Below are 15156 nucleotides of genomic sequence, written 5' to 3'. Positions count from 1 at the left end.
TCACGCATGCCAACCAAGACCGCCAGGCGGCTGCTCGCTACCCTGGCTCCAGCCCTGCCGCTGCTGGGCGCGGCAACCAGTGCCGGCGCTACCGAAGGCGCGCTCGGCCGGCCCGTCACCGGGACCAGCGTCACGCCCAATGCCGGCATCGTCTCGCCCGAACCCATCCTGGCGGTCAACCTCGGCGAGATCTACCTAGACGGATCGGTCGGCGGCAGCCGCAGCGTGCCGATTGGCGGCAAGGCAGCGCTGGATGTCGACGGCAAGGTCGCCTTCACGCTGGCAACCGTGATGAAGGTCTGGGACACCGGGCCCGGCGCGTGGAACTTTGCCTCCAGCTTCACGCTGCCTTACGTGTGGACCAAGGTCACGGCCAATGCCGGCATCGGCGGCGTCAGCGCCAGCACCCAGGACACCGCGTCGAACCTGTTCGACATCTATTTCACGCCGCTGATCGCCGGCTACCACTTCTCCAAGACCGAACACGTGGCGCTGAGCCTGAACATCTGGGCGCCGACCGGCAAGTACGATCCCAACGCACTGGCCAATCCCAGCCTGAACAACTGGACCTTTATCCCGCAGGTGGCCTACACCCGGCTGTTCCCCGAGCACGGGCTCGAATTCGATGCGGTGGCCGGGCTCCAGTTCTACACGCGCAACAACGCCACCGATTACCAGAACGCGCCGCTGTTCACGCTCGACACGATGCTGCTCAAGCGCTTCGCCAACGGCGCCGGCGTGGGCCTGATCGCCGGCACCACGCAGCAGCTGGGCGACGACAGCGGTCCGCTGGCCGACCGCCTCAACGGCTTCCGCGGCCATGACTGGGCGCTCGGGCCGATCGTCACCTACGACACCAAGATCGGCGCGAAAAGCCACCTGTCGATGAGCCTGCGCTGGGTGCCGACCATTGCCAGCAAGAACCGGCTCGACAGCACCAGCACGTTCATGGGGACGGCGGCGATCGTGTTCTGAGCGGACCCAAAAGCAAAGAGGCCCGGAAGGGCCTCTTTGCTTTTTTGATGACATTGCGCTGCGGCTTCCTTACTCCACCGTCACCGACTTCGCCAGGTTGCGCGGCTTGTCCACGTCGGTCCCGCGAGCGCATGCCGTGTGATACGCGAGCAGCTGCAGCGGCACCACGTGCAGGATCGGCGACAGGTCGCCATAGTGCTCGGGCATGCGGATCACCTGGATGCCGTCCGACGACTGGATCTGCGTATCGCTGTCGGCGAACACATAGAGGCGGCCGCCGCGCGCGCGCACTTCCTGGATGTTGGACTTCAGCTTTTCCAGCAGCGCATCGTTGGGCGCGACCGTGACCACCGGCATCGCTTCGGTCACCAGCGCCAGCGGGCCGTGCTTCAGTTCGCCGGCCGGATACGCCTCGGCGTGGATGTACGAGATTTCCTTGAGCTTGAGCGCGCCTTCGAGTGCGATCGGGTAGTGCAGGCCGCGGCCCAGGAACAGCGCGTTCTCGCGGCGCGCAAAGTCTTCGGACCAGGCGATGATCTGCGGCTCCAGCGCCAGCACGCCGTGCAGCGCGGCCGGCAGGTGGCGCAGGTTGGCCAGGTCCCTGGCCTCGGCTTCCTCGGTCAGCAGGCCGCGCACCTTGGCCAGCGCCAGCGTCAGCATGTACAGCGCGGCCAGCTGCGTGGTGAAGGCCTTGGTCGAGGCCACGCCGATCTCGGTGCCGGCACGGGTCAGGAAGCGCAGTTCGGTCTCGCGCACCATGGCGCTGGTGGCAACGTTGCAGATCGACAGCGTATGCACGTGGCCGAGCGCGCGCGCGTGGCGCAGCGCGGCCATGGTGTCGGCGGTTTCGCCGGATTGCGAGATCACCACCACCAGCGCGCGCGGATTGGGCACGGTGTCGCGATAGCGGTATTCGCTGGCGACCTCGACCTGTGTCGGGATCTTGGCGATGCTTTCGAGCCAGTACTTGGCTGTGCAGCCGGAATAGTAGCTGGTGCCGCAGGCCAGGATCAGCACGCTGTCGATGCCGGCGAAGACCTCGGCGGCGTTGTCGCCGAACAGCGCCGGCGTGATGCTTTCCACGCCCTCCAGCGTGTCGCCCAGCGCGCGCGGCTGCTCGAAGATTTCCTTCTGCATGAAGTGGCGGTACGGCCCCAGCTCGACGGATGCGGCATGGGCCTCGACCAGGCGCGCTTCACGCTCGACCGCGTGGTCCTGCGCGTCATGGATGACGACGCCGTCGAGCGAGATCTCGACCACATCGCCCTCTTCGAGGTAGATGATGCGGTTCGCGGTGCCGGCCACGGCGAGCGCGTCGGACGCGAGGAAGGCCTCGTTCTCGCCCAGCGCCACCACCAGCGGCGAGCCGGCGCGGGCGCCGACCACCACGCCGGGCTGGTCCTTGGCGAACACGGCGATGGCATAGGCGCCGTGCAGGCGCTTGGTAACGGCGCGCACCGAGGCAAACAGGTCGCCGCGGGTGGCGCTGCTGGGATAGGTGTAGGCCTGGTGGATCAGGTGCGCGACGACTTCGGTGTCAGTCTGCGACTCGAAGCCGTAGCCGACCGCGCGCAGTTCCTCGCGCAGCGGCTCATAGTTCTCGATGATGCCGTTATGCACCAGCGCGATGGTCTCGCCCGACAGGTGCGGGTGGGCGTTGACGGTATCGGGCTTGCCATGGGTGGCCCAGCGCGTATGCGCCACGCCGGTGAAGCCGGACAGGCCCGAAGCCTGCGTCTGCGCATCCAGGTCGGCCACGCGCGACACGGTGCGCGCGCGCTCGACCGCATCGTCGCGCACGACGGCGACGCCGCACGAGTCATAGCCGCGGTATTCCAGGCGGCGCAGCCCCTCGATCAGGACCGGAACGATATTGCGCGTCGAAACCGCGCCGACGATGCCACACATGCTGAACCCCCGTTGCTGGCGCCCACTGCGGCGCCCTGTCCAATCAATCGCGCCGCCCGTCCCGGGCCGGCGCTTTCCTTGGCCGCTCACGCGGCGGCCTGGCGATTACTTCTTCGGCTGCCTGACCGGACGCTGCCATGCGTCGACGGTCAACTGCTTGGCGCGCGACAGCGTCAGCTTATCCGCAGGCGCTTCCTTGGTCAGCGTGGTGCCTGCACCCAGCGTGGCGCCGCGGCGTACCGTCACCGGCGCGACCAGCTGCGTATCGGAGCCGATAAAGACGTCGTCCTCGATCACCGTGCGGTGCTTGTTGACACCGTCATAGTTGCAGGTGATCGTGCCGGCGCCAATATTGACGCGCGAACCCACTGTGGCGTCTCCAACATAGGCCAGGTGATTGGCCTTGCTGTGCGCTGCCACCTGGGCATTCTTGACCTCGACGAAGTTGCCGATATGGACATCTTCGCCCAGTTCGGTGCCCGGACGCAGCCGCGCGTACGGCCCGATGCGCCCGGCAGGACCGATCCTGGCGCTGTCGACATGGCAGAACGGGTGCAACTGCGCGCCGGCACCCACGGTGCTGTTGCGGATCACGCAATGGGCGCCGATGCTGGCGCCGTCTTCCAGGTGCACGCGGCCTTCGAACACGCAGCCGACATCGATGGTGACATCGCGCCCGCAGGTCAGCTCGCCACGCACATCGATGCGCGCCGGATCCAGCAGCGTCACGCCGGCTTCGAGCAGGCGGCGCGCCTGGTTGCCCTGGTGGATGCGTTCGACTTCAGCGAGCTGCAGCTTGCTGTTGACCCCGAGCGTCTCCCAGATCGCCGCCGGCTGCGCCGAGACGATCTCGACACCTTCCCTGGCGGCGCGCTCGACCGTGTCGGTCAGGTAGTACTCGCCCTGGGCATTGTCGTTGCCGAGTGTTGACAGCCAGCGCCTGAGGTGGCCCGTCGGGCACACGATAATGCCGGTGTTGATTTCGCGGATGGCCTTGACGGCCTCGCTGGCATCCTTTTGCTCGACGATGCGGACGATGCTGCCCGCCGCGTCGCGTACGATACGTCCATAGCCGGTCGGATCGGGCATTTCGACCGTCAGCACGCCGAAGCGCTCCGAGCCTGCCTCGGCCACCAGTGCCTTGAGCGTGGCTGCGGTTGTGAGCGGCACGTCACCGTACAGAACCAATGTCGGCTGGCTGTCGTCCAACAATGGAAGTGCCTGCATCACCGCATGGCCCGTGCCCAGCTGCTGGGCCTGTTCGGCGAAGGCGACATCGTAGGCGGCGACCGCCTCGCGCACATGCGCGGCGCCGTGGCCGACCACTACGACCAGCCGCGACGGCGACAGCGCGCGAGCCGTATCCAGGACGTGCGCCAGCATGGGCCGCCCGGCAACCGGGTGCAGTACCTTGGGCAAATCGGAAACCATTCGCTTGCCCATGCCCGCGGCGAGAATGACGATATTCACAAGGAGACCCCTAAGTGAGTGTGTCCGAAAATATTCTGAAAAGCGCCAACCGGGTGATTCGCGGTCTTCGCCGCCCAGCTTGGCTGCAGGTCCGGGCCCGGTCGGTGCGGAATCCCGCAAACCCTTGCCAGTCTTGGGCTGGCGGCGATCGAAGCGGCCCGGCTGCAATGCGCGCCGATTTTAACATGGCGATTTCTGCGCAACCCGGCGCTGTTTCCGAATTTCACAATCGGTGGGCGCGGCGGATTTTGGTGATTTTCAGCGCCGCGGCGCTGTGCGCATGCAACGCGATGAAACTCGGGTACCAGCAGGGTGACCGGCTGGCCTACTGGTGGATCGACAATTATGTCGATGTGACCTCGGCCCAGGAGCCGCTCACGCGCGAGGCCATCGCGCGCTTCTTCGCCTGGCACCGCAAGTCCCAGCTGCCCGAGATCTCGGGCCTGCTGCAGCAGGCCAAGGCCGAGGTCCGCCAGCCGGTGACGCCGGCCATGGTCGAGCACTTCCAGGACGCCTCGCAGCAGCTGGCGCGCCGCTCGTACGAGCAGGCCATGCCCGACATGGCCGACTTTCTGCTGACGCTGACGCCCGACCAGATCGCCCGCATGGAGAAGAAATTCGCCGAGGGCAACGCCAAATACCGCAAGAAATTCCTGAACCCCAACCCGGCCGAGCGGGTCGACGCCCGTTTCGACAAGGTGATGGACTATGCGCGGCTGGTCTATGGCGATTTCTCCGGCGAGCAGGAAAAGCAGATCCGTGCGGCGGTGCTGCCGGTGGTCGAGAACGCCGAGTCGCGCTACGCCGAGCGGGTGGCGCGCCAGCAGGAATGGCTCAAGATGGTGCGCTACGTGCAGGCCACGCAGCCGTCCAAGCCGCAGGTGACGGACCTGCTGCGGCGCTTCCGCGATTACTGGCAGAACCCGCCGGGCAAGCATGCCGTGAGCCACGATGCCAGTACCAGCGCCGGCATTGCGCTGACCGTGGCGATCGCCAACATGACCACGCCGAAGCAGAAGGCACATGCGCAGGACCGGTTCCAGAGGTGGATCGACGATACCAACGCGCTGATGCGGGAGAAGGCGAACGCCCCGGTGCAGTCGGCGGCGACGAACTGAGCTTTGGCAGCACACATGCAAAATGCCCGCTCGCAGCGGACCGCTCGCGCGGGCATTGTTGCCATGTGGTGGCGGTTGGCGGCGTTACTGCGGCGCGCCGGCCTGCTCCGCCCCGGGCGCGGACACCGGCGGGCGCTCGAAGCGCACGAACTCCATCCGGTTCTCTTCCATGCTGCCCGCGAACACCAGCGGCTGCTGCTGGAATGTGGTCTCACCGAACAGCGAAGCCTCGTCCACCTTGGCCAGCCCGGTAGCCAGCCCCGTGAACGGGAACAGCTCGGTATCGGCCAGGTGAGAGGGCACCACGTTGCGCAGCGCCGAGAAGATATTGTCGATACGGCCCGGGTTCTGCCGCTCCCACTCCTGCAGCATCTCGCTGACCTTCTTGCGCTGCAGGTTCTCCTGCGAGCCGCACAGGTTGCACGGGATGATCGGGAACTCCATCGCGCGTGCGTACGATGCAATGTCCTTCTCCGAGCAGTACGCCAGCGGGCGGATCACGATATGCGCGCCATCGTCGGTGGCCAGCTTGGGCGGCATGGCCTTCATCTTGCCGCCGAAGAACATGTTCAGGAAGAAGGTGTTGACGATGTCGTCGCGGTGGTGGCCCAGCGCGATCTTGTTGGCGCCCAGCTCCTTGGCGGTGCGGTAGATCACGCCGCGGCGCAGGCGCGAGCACAGCGAGCAGGTGGTCTTGCCCTCGGGCACCTTCTCCTTGACGATCGAGTAGGTATCGGCCTCGACGATCAGGTATTCCACCCCCACCGACTTCAGGTATTCGGGCAGCACGTGCTCCGGGAAACCCGGCTGCTTCTGGTCCAGGTTCATCGCGATCAGCCTGAACTTGATGGGCGCGCGCTTCTGCAGCGCCATCAGGACGGACAGCATGGTGTACGAGTCCTTGCCGCCACTCATGCAGACGAGCACGGTGTCGCCGTCCTCGATCATGCCGAAGTCGCCGATGGCCTTGCCGGTTTGCGATTGCAGCCTCGTCTCGAGGCGGTAGAAATTGTTCGAGTGGCTCATGGAGCATCCTGTTGCATGGCGCCTGCCGGATGGAATGGCCGGCAGCGCGCGAAGGGGCAACATTTTACTTCAGGCGCCCGCGCGCCGCAGGCGCCGGGCAGCCGCAGATAACGCAGCTGCCGGCTCAAGCGCCCTGCTTGATGTGGAACACCTCGACGCCGACGGAATCGCAGTCCGGGTACACGTCGGGCTTCTCGGTCGACACGCGCACGGCGCGCACCTTGGGATGCTTCAGCATGGCGCGCGCGACGTCGTCGCACAGCGTTTCCTGCAGGTGGACGTGGCCCTGCGCCATGCGCTCGGCCACGGTGTTGCGCATGAAGTCGTAGTCGACTACTTCGTCGAGCTTGTCGGCGTGCGGGGTGCATTCTTCCAGCGGCACGAACAGGTCGATATTGATCAGCACGCGCTGCTCGCCCTTCTTCTCGAACTCATGCACGCCGATATTGATCTGCACTTCATAGTTGCGCAGGAACATGCGTCGGCAGTCCTGCAGGCTGGGGTGGGAAAGAGCGGCGAGCATGGTCATGGCTGGGAGAAAAGACTAGAAAGGGAACGCCGCGCCGGGGGGCGCGGCACATCAGGGTACGGCTTGCCGGCGTGCCTGGCGTACAGGCGCCAGCTTACTCGGTCAGGAACATCACGTCGCGCGCCAGCGGCATCAGGTGCTGGCCGCCGTCCACGTACAGCGTGGTGCCGGTGACGGCGCGCGCCTGTGCGAGGTAGGCCACCGCCTGGGCGATATCCTCGGGCGTCGACGACTGGCCCAGCGGCGTCACGCGATGCGCGCGGCGGAAGCTCTGCTCCGACTGCTCGCCCGACACCAGCGTGATGCCCGGCGCCACGCCAACCACGCGGATGCGCGGCGCCAGCGCCTGCGCCAGCTGCACCGTGGCGGTCTGCAGCGCGGCCTTGGACAGCGTGTATGACAGGAAATCGGGATTCAGGTTGTCCAGCTTCTGGTCGAGCAGGTTGATCACCACGCCGCGCGGTTCGGCGGCCTTGTCCTTGTCGCCATCCGCGGCGGCGGCCAGCGCCTTGTGCAGCTCGCGCGCCAGCAGCAACGGCGCCGCCACATTGGTGCGCATATGCGTATCGAGCGACGCATAGGAGAAGCTGGTCGCCACGTCGTACTGGAACAGCGAGGCGTTGTTGACGAGGCAGGTCGGCAGGCCCAGCGCGGCAATGCAGTCCGCGATCAGGCGGCCGGTGGCGGCTTCGTCGGCGAGATCGGCACGCAGCACCGCGGCACGGCGGCCGAGCCCGCGGATCCTGGTCGCCAGCGCTTCGGCCTCGTCCACCGAGCGGTGGCAGTGCACGGCCACGTCCCAGCCCTGCGTGGCCAGTTCCAGCGCAATGGCGCGGCCCAGGCGGCGCGCGCCGCCGGTGACGAGGGCGACGCCGCGGGCGGCGGACTGGGCCGTGGCGGCAGCGGCTGCAGGCTGGGCGGCAGCGGGTGCCGAGGTATCGGATGCGGGCATTGCTACAATCGCGGGATGCAGAAAGCCGCTAGTTTACCCCTTCCCCCCGCCGACGCGCAGGCCGCGTCCGATACCCTTACAGCCCGTATTGGCGAATCGATCGATGCGGCCGGCGGCTGGATCGGCTTTGACCGCTATATGGCGCTGGCGCTGTATGCGCCCGGCCTGGGCTACTACAGCGGCGGCTCGGCCAAGTTCGGGCGCGATGCCCGCGACGGCAGCGACTTCATCACCGCGCCGGAACTGAGCCCGTTCTTCGCGCGCACGCTGGCGCGCCAGTTCGCGCCGCTGATCGCGCAGGGCCTGCCACACATGATGGAATTCGGCGCCGGCACCGGCCGCCTGGCCGCTGACCTGCTGCTGGAGCTGGAGCAGGAAGGCCAGTTGCCACAGGAATACGCGATCGTCGAACTGTCCGGTGAGCTGCGCGCGCGCCAGCAGGAAACGCTGGCGCAGCGCGCCCCGCACCTGGCCGCGCGCGTGCGCTGGCTGGATGCGCTGCCCGACAGCTTCGAGGGCGTCATCGTCGGCAACGAAGTGCTCGATGCAATGCCGGTGCAGCTCTACGCACGCACCGGCGGCCGCTGGCACGAGCGCGGCGTGACGCGCAGCGGCGTGGCGGGCACCGAACCCGGCGCGGCCGCCGCGTTCCGCTTCGAGGACCGCGTGCTCGCCGATGCCGACGTGCCGGCGATGCTCCACGACATCCCCGGCGACCACGATGTCGTCACCGAAACCCACGCCGAGGCCGAAGGCTTCATGCGTGCCGTCGGCGCGATGCTGGCGCGCGGCACCGCCTTCTTCATCGACTACGGCTTCCCCGCCGCCGAGTACTACCATCCGCAGCGCGCCGGCGGCACGCTGATGTGCCACTACCGGCATCACGCGCACCCGGACCCGTTCCTCTACCCGGGCCTGCAGGACATCACCACGCACGTCAATTTCAGCGGCATCGCCGCCGCCGCGGTGGAAACCGGGCTGACGGTGTCGGGCTTTGCCTCGCAGGCGCGCTTCCTGATGAACGCCGGCATCACCGAGCTGCTGATGGCGCTTGACCCGTCCGATGCGCGCGCCTTCCTGCCGCAGGCCAACGCCGTGCAGAAGCTGTTGTCCGAAGCGGAAATGGGCGAGCTGTTCAAGGTCATCGCGCTGACGCGGGGCCTGGACGACGGCACGGACCAGAGCGAGCCGCTGGCCGGCTTCGCCCGCGGCGACCGCTGCCATACCTTGTAAGCCATCGCGAACGCCATGCTGCGCTGGACCCTCACTATCTTCCTGAGCGTGATCATCCTGTCCGCGGCGCTGCCGTGGCTGCAGAAGTTCGGGCTGGGACGGCTGCCCGGGGACGTGCGCTTCCGCGTGTTCGGGCGGGAATTCGTGCTGCCGTTTGCATCGACGATCCTGCTGTCGCTGGTGGCGCTGGTGATCGGCAAGCTGCTCTAGTCCCTCTAGTCCACCAGGCTCACTTGATCGCCCCGACGGTAAATCCCGCAACGGTGATGAAGGTCGGGGCGTAGACGAACTCCTGCATCGCCAGCGTCATGCTGAAGATGACCACGGTCAGGATACCGCTCGACGACACCGGCACCACCACCGTCAGGAAGGCGCCGAAGCGGCTCAGCCCGTCCATCATGGCGGCTTCCTCGATATCGCGCCGATCGCCGGCGAGGCCGCCGCGGCAGGCGTGGCCTGCAATACCGCCTGCGCCACCGGCGACCACATCTTCCAGGCGATCATCGACGAGGCGGACGCCCGGCAATGCGACCTGATCGTGATGGCCTCGCACGGGCGGCGGGGGGTGCAGGCGCTGGTGATCGGCAGCGAGACGCAAAAGGTGCTCACGCACACTAAGATCCCGGTGCTCGTCTACCGCTAGCAGAGAGCCGCGTTCAGCCCCCGATGCGCGCTGCCACCGCCGCCACGCGCGCCTCGTGGATGCGGTCGCGGATCTGGTCGACCGCATCGCCGCAGGCGCGGGCGATGGCGCCAGCATCGACTGCCGTTGCCGCCTCCAGCGCCGCTGCCAGCCGCGGCGCCTGCGGGTATGTGCCCGCTTCGAAGCCCTTGCGTCCGCGCATGTCGGCCTCGCACGCCTGCAATACTCCGGCAAATCTCGCCGGCTTGCGCAGCGCATCGCAGCGCTCGAGCAGGCGCATCACCGCGGCGGCGCTGATCTCCAGCGAACGATGGATATTGCCATGCTCGCGCGCCACCACCAGCGCCAGGTCGCGGCAGTCGTTGGGCACGCGCAGCCGCGCGCAGACCTCTTCCAGCAGCTTGACGCTGCGCATCTCGTGGCCGACGTGGCGCGGCAGCACGTCCTCGGGCGTGGTGCCCTTGCCCAGGTCGTGCACCAGCGCGGCAAAACGCACCGGCAACGGCGCGCCCATCGCCGCGGCGGTATCGATCACCATCATCACGTGCACGCCGGTATCGACCTCGGGATGGTAGTCGGCGCGCTGCGGCACGCCCCACAGGCAGTCAAGCTCGGGCAGCAGCCGCGCCAGCGCGCCGCAGTCGCGCAGCACCTCGAACATTCGTGACGGATGCGCTTCCATCAGGCCGCGCGCCAGTTCCTGCCAGACGCGCTCGGGCACCAGCGCATCGACCTCGCCGGCCGCCACCATCTCGCGCATCAGGCGCTGGGTCTCGGCGGCGACGGTGAACTCGTGGAAGCGCGCGGCAAAGCGCGCCAGCCGCAGGATGCGGACCGGGTCCTCGGCGAAGGCATCCGAGACATGGCGGAACAGGCGGGCCTGCAGGTCGCGCTGGCCGCCATGCGGGTCGATCACCGGGCCGACGAGGTTGCCATCGGCATCGACCTCGCGCGCCATCGCATTGATGGTCAGGTCGCGCCGGACCAGGTCGTCTTCCAGCGTGACATCGGGCTCGCAGTAGAAGGCAAAACCCTTGTATCCCATCGCTGTCTTGCGCTCGGTGCGCGCCAGCGCGTATTCCTCGTGGGTGCGCGGATGCAGGAAGACCGGGAAATCCTTGCCGACGGGGCGATAGCCCGCGGCTACCATCTCGTGCGGGGTCGCGCCGACGACTACGTAGTCGCGGTCCTGGCTGGGCTTGCCCAGCAGTTCGTCGCGGATCGCGCCGCCGACGGCATACACCTGCATCGTTGTGGCCTCTTCTCTGGTGCCGGCGCGCCGGCGCCGGCGGTATCGCTCAGTCTCAGTGGTTGACGATGATCGCGTCGGGCCGCTCGGGCGACAGGCGGTAAGGCTCGTCGTCGGCCAGGAAATCGCGCTCCTCGCGCGCGGCGGCGATCCACTCCTGCATGGTCGGCAGCGCCAGCATGAAGTCGGCATAGGCCTTGGCGTCTTCCGGCAGGTGGATGCCGTAAGTGGCGAAGCGGCTCACCACCGGCGCAAAGAAGGCGTCGGCCACGGTGAACTCGCCGAACAGGAACGGGCCGCGCGCGCCATGCTGCTGGCGCAACCCGCTCCAGATCGCGGCGATACGGTCGACGTCGCGCTGCACCGCCACGTTCCAGCCGCGTCCGGGCAGCACCGCGGTCACGTTCATCGGCAACTGGCTGCGCAGGTTGGTGAAGCCGGAATGCATCTCGGCGCAGATTGCGCGCGCCACCGCACGCTCGGCACGGTCGGCGGGCCACAGCGTCTTTTCCGGGAAACGCTCGGCCACGTATTCGGCGATCGCCAGCGAGTCCCACACCGTGACGTCGCCGTCGACCAGCGCCGGTACCTTGCCGGCCGGCGAATAACGCGCGATCTCGGCCGCGAAGCTGCCGGTGAACAGGCGCACCTGTACCTCTTCGAATTCGATGCCGGCCTGGCGCATCAGCAGCCAGGGGCGCAGCGACCAGGAGGAGTAATTCTTGTTGCCGATGACGAGCTTCATCGTAGGTCCTTGGGGGGAGGCGAAGGGAGACGGCGGCGGCGCGCCGGACCGGTCATTTTGCCAGCGCGCCCGCCTGCCTCAAAGTGAATTGCTCTCGCAACCGATCCGAAAATGGGTCACATAGGCCACCCGCGGCCCTGACCCGCCCGCCCTTCAGCGGTGCACGCTGGCGCGCATCGAGGTCAGCGCGGCATCGCGATTGCGCCCCGCCAGCGCGTCGGTCATCACGGATTCCAGGCTGGCCGGATGCAGGTCCAGCTCCGGCGCGACCGGATGCTCGAGCACGTTGTCCAGCTGCATCGAGTCGAGGTTGTCGCGCGACAGCAGCGGATCGCCCGGCATGTGTTCCATGATGGTCGCCTGCACCCGCGCCAGCGCATCCGGCAGCGCGATCACCGGGCGCGGATGGCCGGATGCGCGGCCGGCGAAGCGCACCAGCTCCTCCAGCGTATAGACCTGCGGGCCGCCCAGCTCATAGCCGCGGCCGATGGTGGCAGGGTTGACCATGGCATTGAGGAAGGCCTGCACCACGTCCTGCACGAACACTGGCTGGAAGCGCGCCTGTGCGCACGCCAGCGGCACCACCGGCGCCATCTGTTGCATCTGCGCGAACAGGTTGAGGAAATGGTCGTCGGGGCCGAACACCACCGACGGCCGCAGGATGGTCCAGTCCAGCCCGCTGGCGCGCACGATGCGCTCGCCGTCGCCCTTGCTGCGCAGGTACATCGACGGCCCCTGGCTGTCGGCGCCAAGCGCACTCATATGCAACAGCCGGCGCACGCCGGTGGACAGGCACGAGGCCACGATCTGCCGCACCATTTCCACATGAGCGCTGGCAAAGGCCTCGCCGTAGGGATCGGCACGCTCGCCGTGCAGCACACCCACCAGGTTGACGACGATGCCGTCGACCCCGAGCGAGCCGATGGCGTCGTCGAGCGCGGCATTGTCGGCCAGCCCCAGTTCGACTACCTCGACGCGCGGCAGCAGCAACAGGTGCTGCGCGTGCTCGACGTTGCGGGTGCCGACCACGATGCGGTCGGGGGCGATCGGCGAATCGGGATTGCTGCCGGGTTCCAGCGGCGCACCCGAGGCAGAAGCGGCGCCGGCCAGGCGCGAGACAAGGTGGCTGCCGATAAAGCCGGCGCCACCGATGACGAGGACGTTGCTGGTCTGCATGATGCCTCCGTGCAAAGTGGACTGCACGTCGCGGCGCATTGCGCAAGCCAGGCCGCCGCGACGCGCCCGGCGCGGCACACCAGCGGCCCGTCCCGTCGGGTGCCCGTCAGGGCAGGCTGGTCGTGGTCACCGGCGACGGCGCGACCGTCCCCAGGCGCGATTTCAGCGACTGCGGCCGGCCACTCATCAATGCAGCATAGTACGTAGCGTTGGAAAGCACATTCTTCACATAGCCGCGCGTTTCATTGAACGGGATGGTCTCTGCAAAGATCGCGCCTTCCACGGGCCGCGCCAGCGTGCTGCGCCAGGCCTTGGGCCGGCCCGGACCGGCGTTGTATGCCGCCGACGCCAGCGCCCAGGAACTGTCCAGGTCGGTCAGCACCATGTTCAGGTAATTGGTGCCGAGCAGGATGTTGATGTTGGGATCGCCCATCATCTGCGGCGAGAAGTCGTTCATGCCGATCTTGCGCGCCACGTACTTGGCCGTCGCCGGCATCACCTGCATCAGGCCGTGCGCGCCGGCGGACGAGCGCGCGTTCATCAGGAAGCGCGATTCCTGCCGGATCAGGCCGTAGACCCACGCCATGTCGAGGCCGACATCGTCGGTCGCGCGCTGCATGATGTCGCGGTACGGCATCAGGAAGCGCAGCTCGAAGTCATGCTCGTTGCGGGTGCGGTCAGCGGTATTGACGGTGCGGTCGAGCAGTTCGAGACGGCGCGCGTACTCCGCCGCGCCGAGCAGCTCGCGGTCGTTCATGCCGCGCAATTCCCAGTTCCATTCGCGGTTGCCCTCGAAGCGCATGTTCATCGCGTAGAACTTCTGCGCGCGCTGGAAGCCGGCGCGCGCGCGCATGGCATTGGCTTCGGCATCGCCGACGGCGGTGCGCGCCGGTAGCGTGATGCGGTTGCCCAGTTCTTCGCTGGCGAGCTGGCCATAGAAGTTGAACTGGCCGGCGATCTGCTGGAAGTTCTGCTGCGCCTCGGTGTCGCGGCCTTCGGCCTTGAGCGCGCGGCCGTACCAGTAGAGCCACGCCGGGTCCTTGGCGCGCAGCTCGGGACGCATCAGCTCGACTGCCTGGCGCACCTGCTTCCAGTCGCCCTGGCGCAGCGCGGCGCGCACGCGCCATTCCTGGGAGTCGTCGGACAACCACTGGTTGCCGCCCAGGTCCATCTGGCGGCGGTAGTAGTTGGCCGCTTCCGGCATCAGCTTCTTGCCCGCGAACTGGCCGATCACGCCCCAGGCGGCGCCCTGCTCGTCGCGCGACAGCGTGCCCTGGACGGTACCCAGGTAGGCGACGGCCTGGTTGGGATCGGTGCGCGCCATCTTGACGATGGTGGCGAGCGCGTCGCCGTCGACGCGTGCATCGGGCAGCAGCGCGGCGATCTTGCCGGCCAGCGTGAGGTAGTTCTGCTCCAGCGCCAGCCGCGCGTGGAAGGCCACATCGCTGCGCTGGATCTGCTGGCTTTGCACCAGGTAGCCGATCAGGTCGACGCAACCTTCGCCGAAATAGCGCGGATCGCTCAGCGCCTGGCGCGACTCGGCGGCAACGTTCTGGCCCTTGAGCGCGCGCGACAGCAGCGCATAGCATTCGACCTGGGTGTCGTCCTTGAGTGCGAACTGCGGATACTCGGCATCGAAGCTGGCCCAGTCGCGCTTCTTGCCCAGCACCAGCAGCCAGTCGTTGCGCATGCGGTCGGCGATGGCCTGGCCCTTGTAGCGCTGCAGGAAGGCGCGCACCTGGTCGTCGGGCGCGTCGATGCGCGCCAGGCCGCTGGCGTCGAACATCTGCGGCTTGATGCGGAAGTACTCGACGTACGACGGGATCGGGTAGTCGACCAGCGTGGCCGAGATCGCGTAGGCGCGCTCTACGTCATTCTTGCGCGCCGCTTCGCGCAGCGCGGCGAAGGCCTCGTCCGGATCGCTCGGGATCACCGCCGGCTGCTGCTGGCGCACGGGCGCCTGCGGGCGCTTCTGCGCATGGACCGGCGTGACAAGCAGTGCACATGCCATGGCGATCCAGGCGGCCCGCCCTGCACGCTGCAGATATACTCCCTTCAGCATTCTTTGCTTCCTTGTCGATGACGGCGGCGCCGGTGCCGCCATGCAAGGCAAGGGCCGCAGCAGCTTCCGC

The 15156-nt window shown here is 67.6% G+C and carries 14 protein-coding genes and 1 pseudogene; 5 read left to right on the top strand and 10 right to left on the bottom strand.

Features of this window, described 5'->3' with window-relative positions; genetic code table 11:
- Positions 1 to 6: 6 nt before the first annotated feature.
- Positions 7 to 975, top strand: a complete 969-nt coding sequence (locus E0W60_RS11890) for a SphA family protein (RefSeq protein WP_135704265.1) — start codon at positions 7 to 9, stop codon at positions 973 to 975.
- 69 nt (positions 976 to 1044) lie between these two features.
- On the opposite strand, the gene glmS is transcribed toward E0W60_RS11890, so the two are convergent.
- Complete coding sequence (gene glmS, locus E0W60_RS11885; protein ID WP_135704263.1) at positions 1045 to 2883, bottom strand: glutamine--fructose-6-phosphate transaminase (isomerizing); 1839 nt, start codon at positions 2881 to 2883, stop codon at positions 1045 to 1047.
- 105 nt (positions 2884 to 2988) lie between these two features.
- Entirely contained in the window at positions 2989 to 4353 is a 1365-nt protein-coding gene (glmU, locus tag E0W60_RS11880) for a bifunctional UDP-N-acetylglucosamine diphosphorylase/glucosamine-1-phosphate N-acetyltransferase GlmU (RefSeq protein ID WP_135704262.1), read from the bottom strand.
- 290 nt (positions 4354 to 4643) lie between these two features.
- On the opposite strand from glmU, the gene E0W60_RS11875 reads away from it, so the two are divergent.
- On the top strand, positions 4644 to 5471 hold the full coding sequence (locus E0W60_RS11875) for a DUF6279 family lipoprotein (protein WP_135704260.1): 828 nt from the start codon (positions 4644 to 4646) through the stop codon (positions 5469 to 5471).
- A gap of 84 nt (positions 5472 to 5555) precedes the next feature.
- Here E0W60_RS11875 and ttcA read toward each other — a convergent pair whose 3' ends face one another.
- From ttcA to E0W60_RS11860, 3 genes are all read right to left on the bottom strand, one after another.
- The gene (gene ttcA / locus E0W60_RS11870) at positions 5556 to 6497 is read right to left on the bottom strand and encodes a tRNA 2-thiocytidine(32) synthetase TtcA (RefSeq protein ID WP_133098184.1); all 942 of its coding nucleotides are present in this window, start codon (positions 6495 to 6497) and stop codon (positions 5556 to 5558) included.
- A 124-nt stretch (positions 6498 to 6621) separates the two neighbouring features.
- Positions 6622 to 7026: a dihydroneopterin aldolase gene (locus E0W60_RS11865; protein ID WP_133098183.1), complete on the bottom strand. Its 405-nt coding sequence runs from the start codon at positions 7024 to 7026 to the stop codon at positions 6622 to 6624.
- Positions 7027 to 7120: 94 nt separating this feature from the next.
- A complete protein-coding gene (locus E0W60_RS11860; protein ID WP_133098182.1) occupies positions 7121 to 7978 on the bottom strand; it encodes an SDR family oxidoreductase in 858 nt (285 codons plus the stop codon).
- Between the two features lie 15 nt (positions 7979 to 7993).
- Between E0W60_RS11860 and E0W60_RS11855 the strand changes: the two genes are divergently transcribed.
- Together E0W60_RS11855 and E0W60_RS11850 are read left to right on the top strand one after the other, a co-directional pair.
- Entirely contained in the window at positions 7994 to 9211 is a 1218-nt protein-coding gene (locus E0W60_RS11855) for a class I SAM-dependent methyltransferase (RefSeq protein ID WP_135704258.1), read from the top strand.
- 15 nt (positions 9212 to 9226) lie between these two features.
- Complete coding sequence (locus E0W60_RS11850; protein ID WP_133098180.1) at positions 9227 to 9421, top strand: DUF2905 domain-containing protein; 195 nt, start codon at positions 9227 to 9229, stop codon at positions 9419 to 9421.
- Positions 9422 to 9440: 19 nt separating this feature from the next.
- Here the strand turns inward: E0W60_RS11850 and E0W60_RS37505 are convergent, their stop codons facing one another.
- Entirely contained in the window at positions 9441 to 9698 is a 258-nt protein-coding gene (locus E0W60_RS37505) for an ABC transporter permease subunit (RefSeq protein WP_240745972.1), read from the bottom strand.
- On the opposite strand from E0W60_RS37505, the pseudogene E0W60_RS11845 reads away from it, so the two are divergent.
- Positions 9585 to 9854 (top strand): annotated as a pseudogene (locus E0W60_RS11845) (universal stress protein); the annotation flags it as partial. The gene E0W60_RS37505 and the pseudogene E0W60_RS11845 sit on opposite strands and share 114 nt — an antisense overlap.
- A gap of 13 nt (positions 9855 to 9867) precedes the next feature.
- Here the strand turns inward: E0W60_RS11845 and E0W60_RS11840 are convergent.
- The 4 genes from E0W60_RS11840 to E0W60_RS11825 all read right to left on the bottom strand — a co-directional run bounded on the left by E0W60_RS11840 (position 9868) and on the right by E0W60_RS11825 (position 15086).
- Positions 9868 to 11103, bottom strand: coding sequence for a multifunctional CCA addition/repair protein (locus tag E0W60_RS11840; protein ID WP_135704254.1), 1236 nt, complete (start codon positions 11101 to 11103; stop codon positions 9868 to 9870).
- 55 nt (positions 11104 to 11158) lie between these two features.
- Entirely contained in the window at positions 11159 to 11848 is a 690-nt protein-coding gene (locus E0W60_RS11835) for a glutathione S-transferase family protein (protein WP_133098178.1), read from the bottom strand.
- A 153-nt stretch (positions 11849 to 12001) separates the two neighbouring features.
- Positions 12002 to 13024 (bottom strand): complex I NDUFA9 subunit family protein, encoded by a 1023-nt coding sequence (locus E0W60_RS11830; protein ID WP_133098177.1) that lies wholly within the window; start codon positions 13022 to 13024, stop codon positions 12002 to 12004.
- Positions 13025 to 13130: 106 nt separating this feature from the next.
- Positions 13131 to 15086, bottom strand: coding sequence for a lytic transglycosylase domain-containing protein (locus tag E0W60_RS11825; protein ID WP_135704251.1), 1956 nt, complete (start codon positions 15084 to 15086; stop codon positions 13131 to 13133).
- Between the last annotated feature and the right edge of the window lie 70 nt (positions 15087 to 15156).

The sequence above is a fragment of the Cupriavidus oxalaticus genome, assembly GCF_004768545.1.
Taxonomy (GTDB): domain Bacteria; phylum Pseudomonadota; class Gammaproteobacteria; order Burkholderiales; family Burkholderiaceae; genus Cupriavidus; species Cupriavidus oxalaticus_A.
The sequence above is the reverse complement of the archived record's forward strand: the minus strand, read 5'-3'. Positions and strand labels throughout refer to the sequence as shown.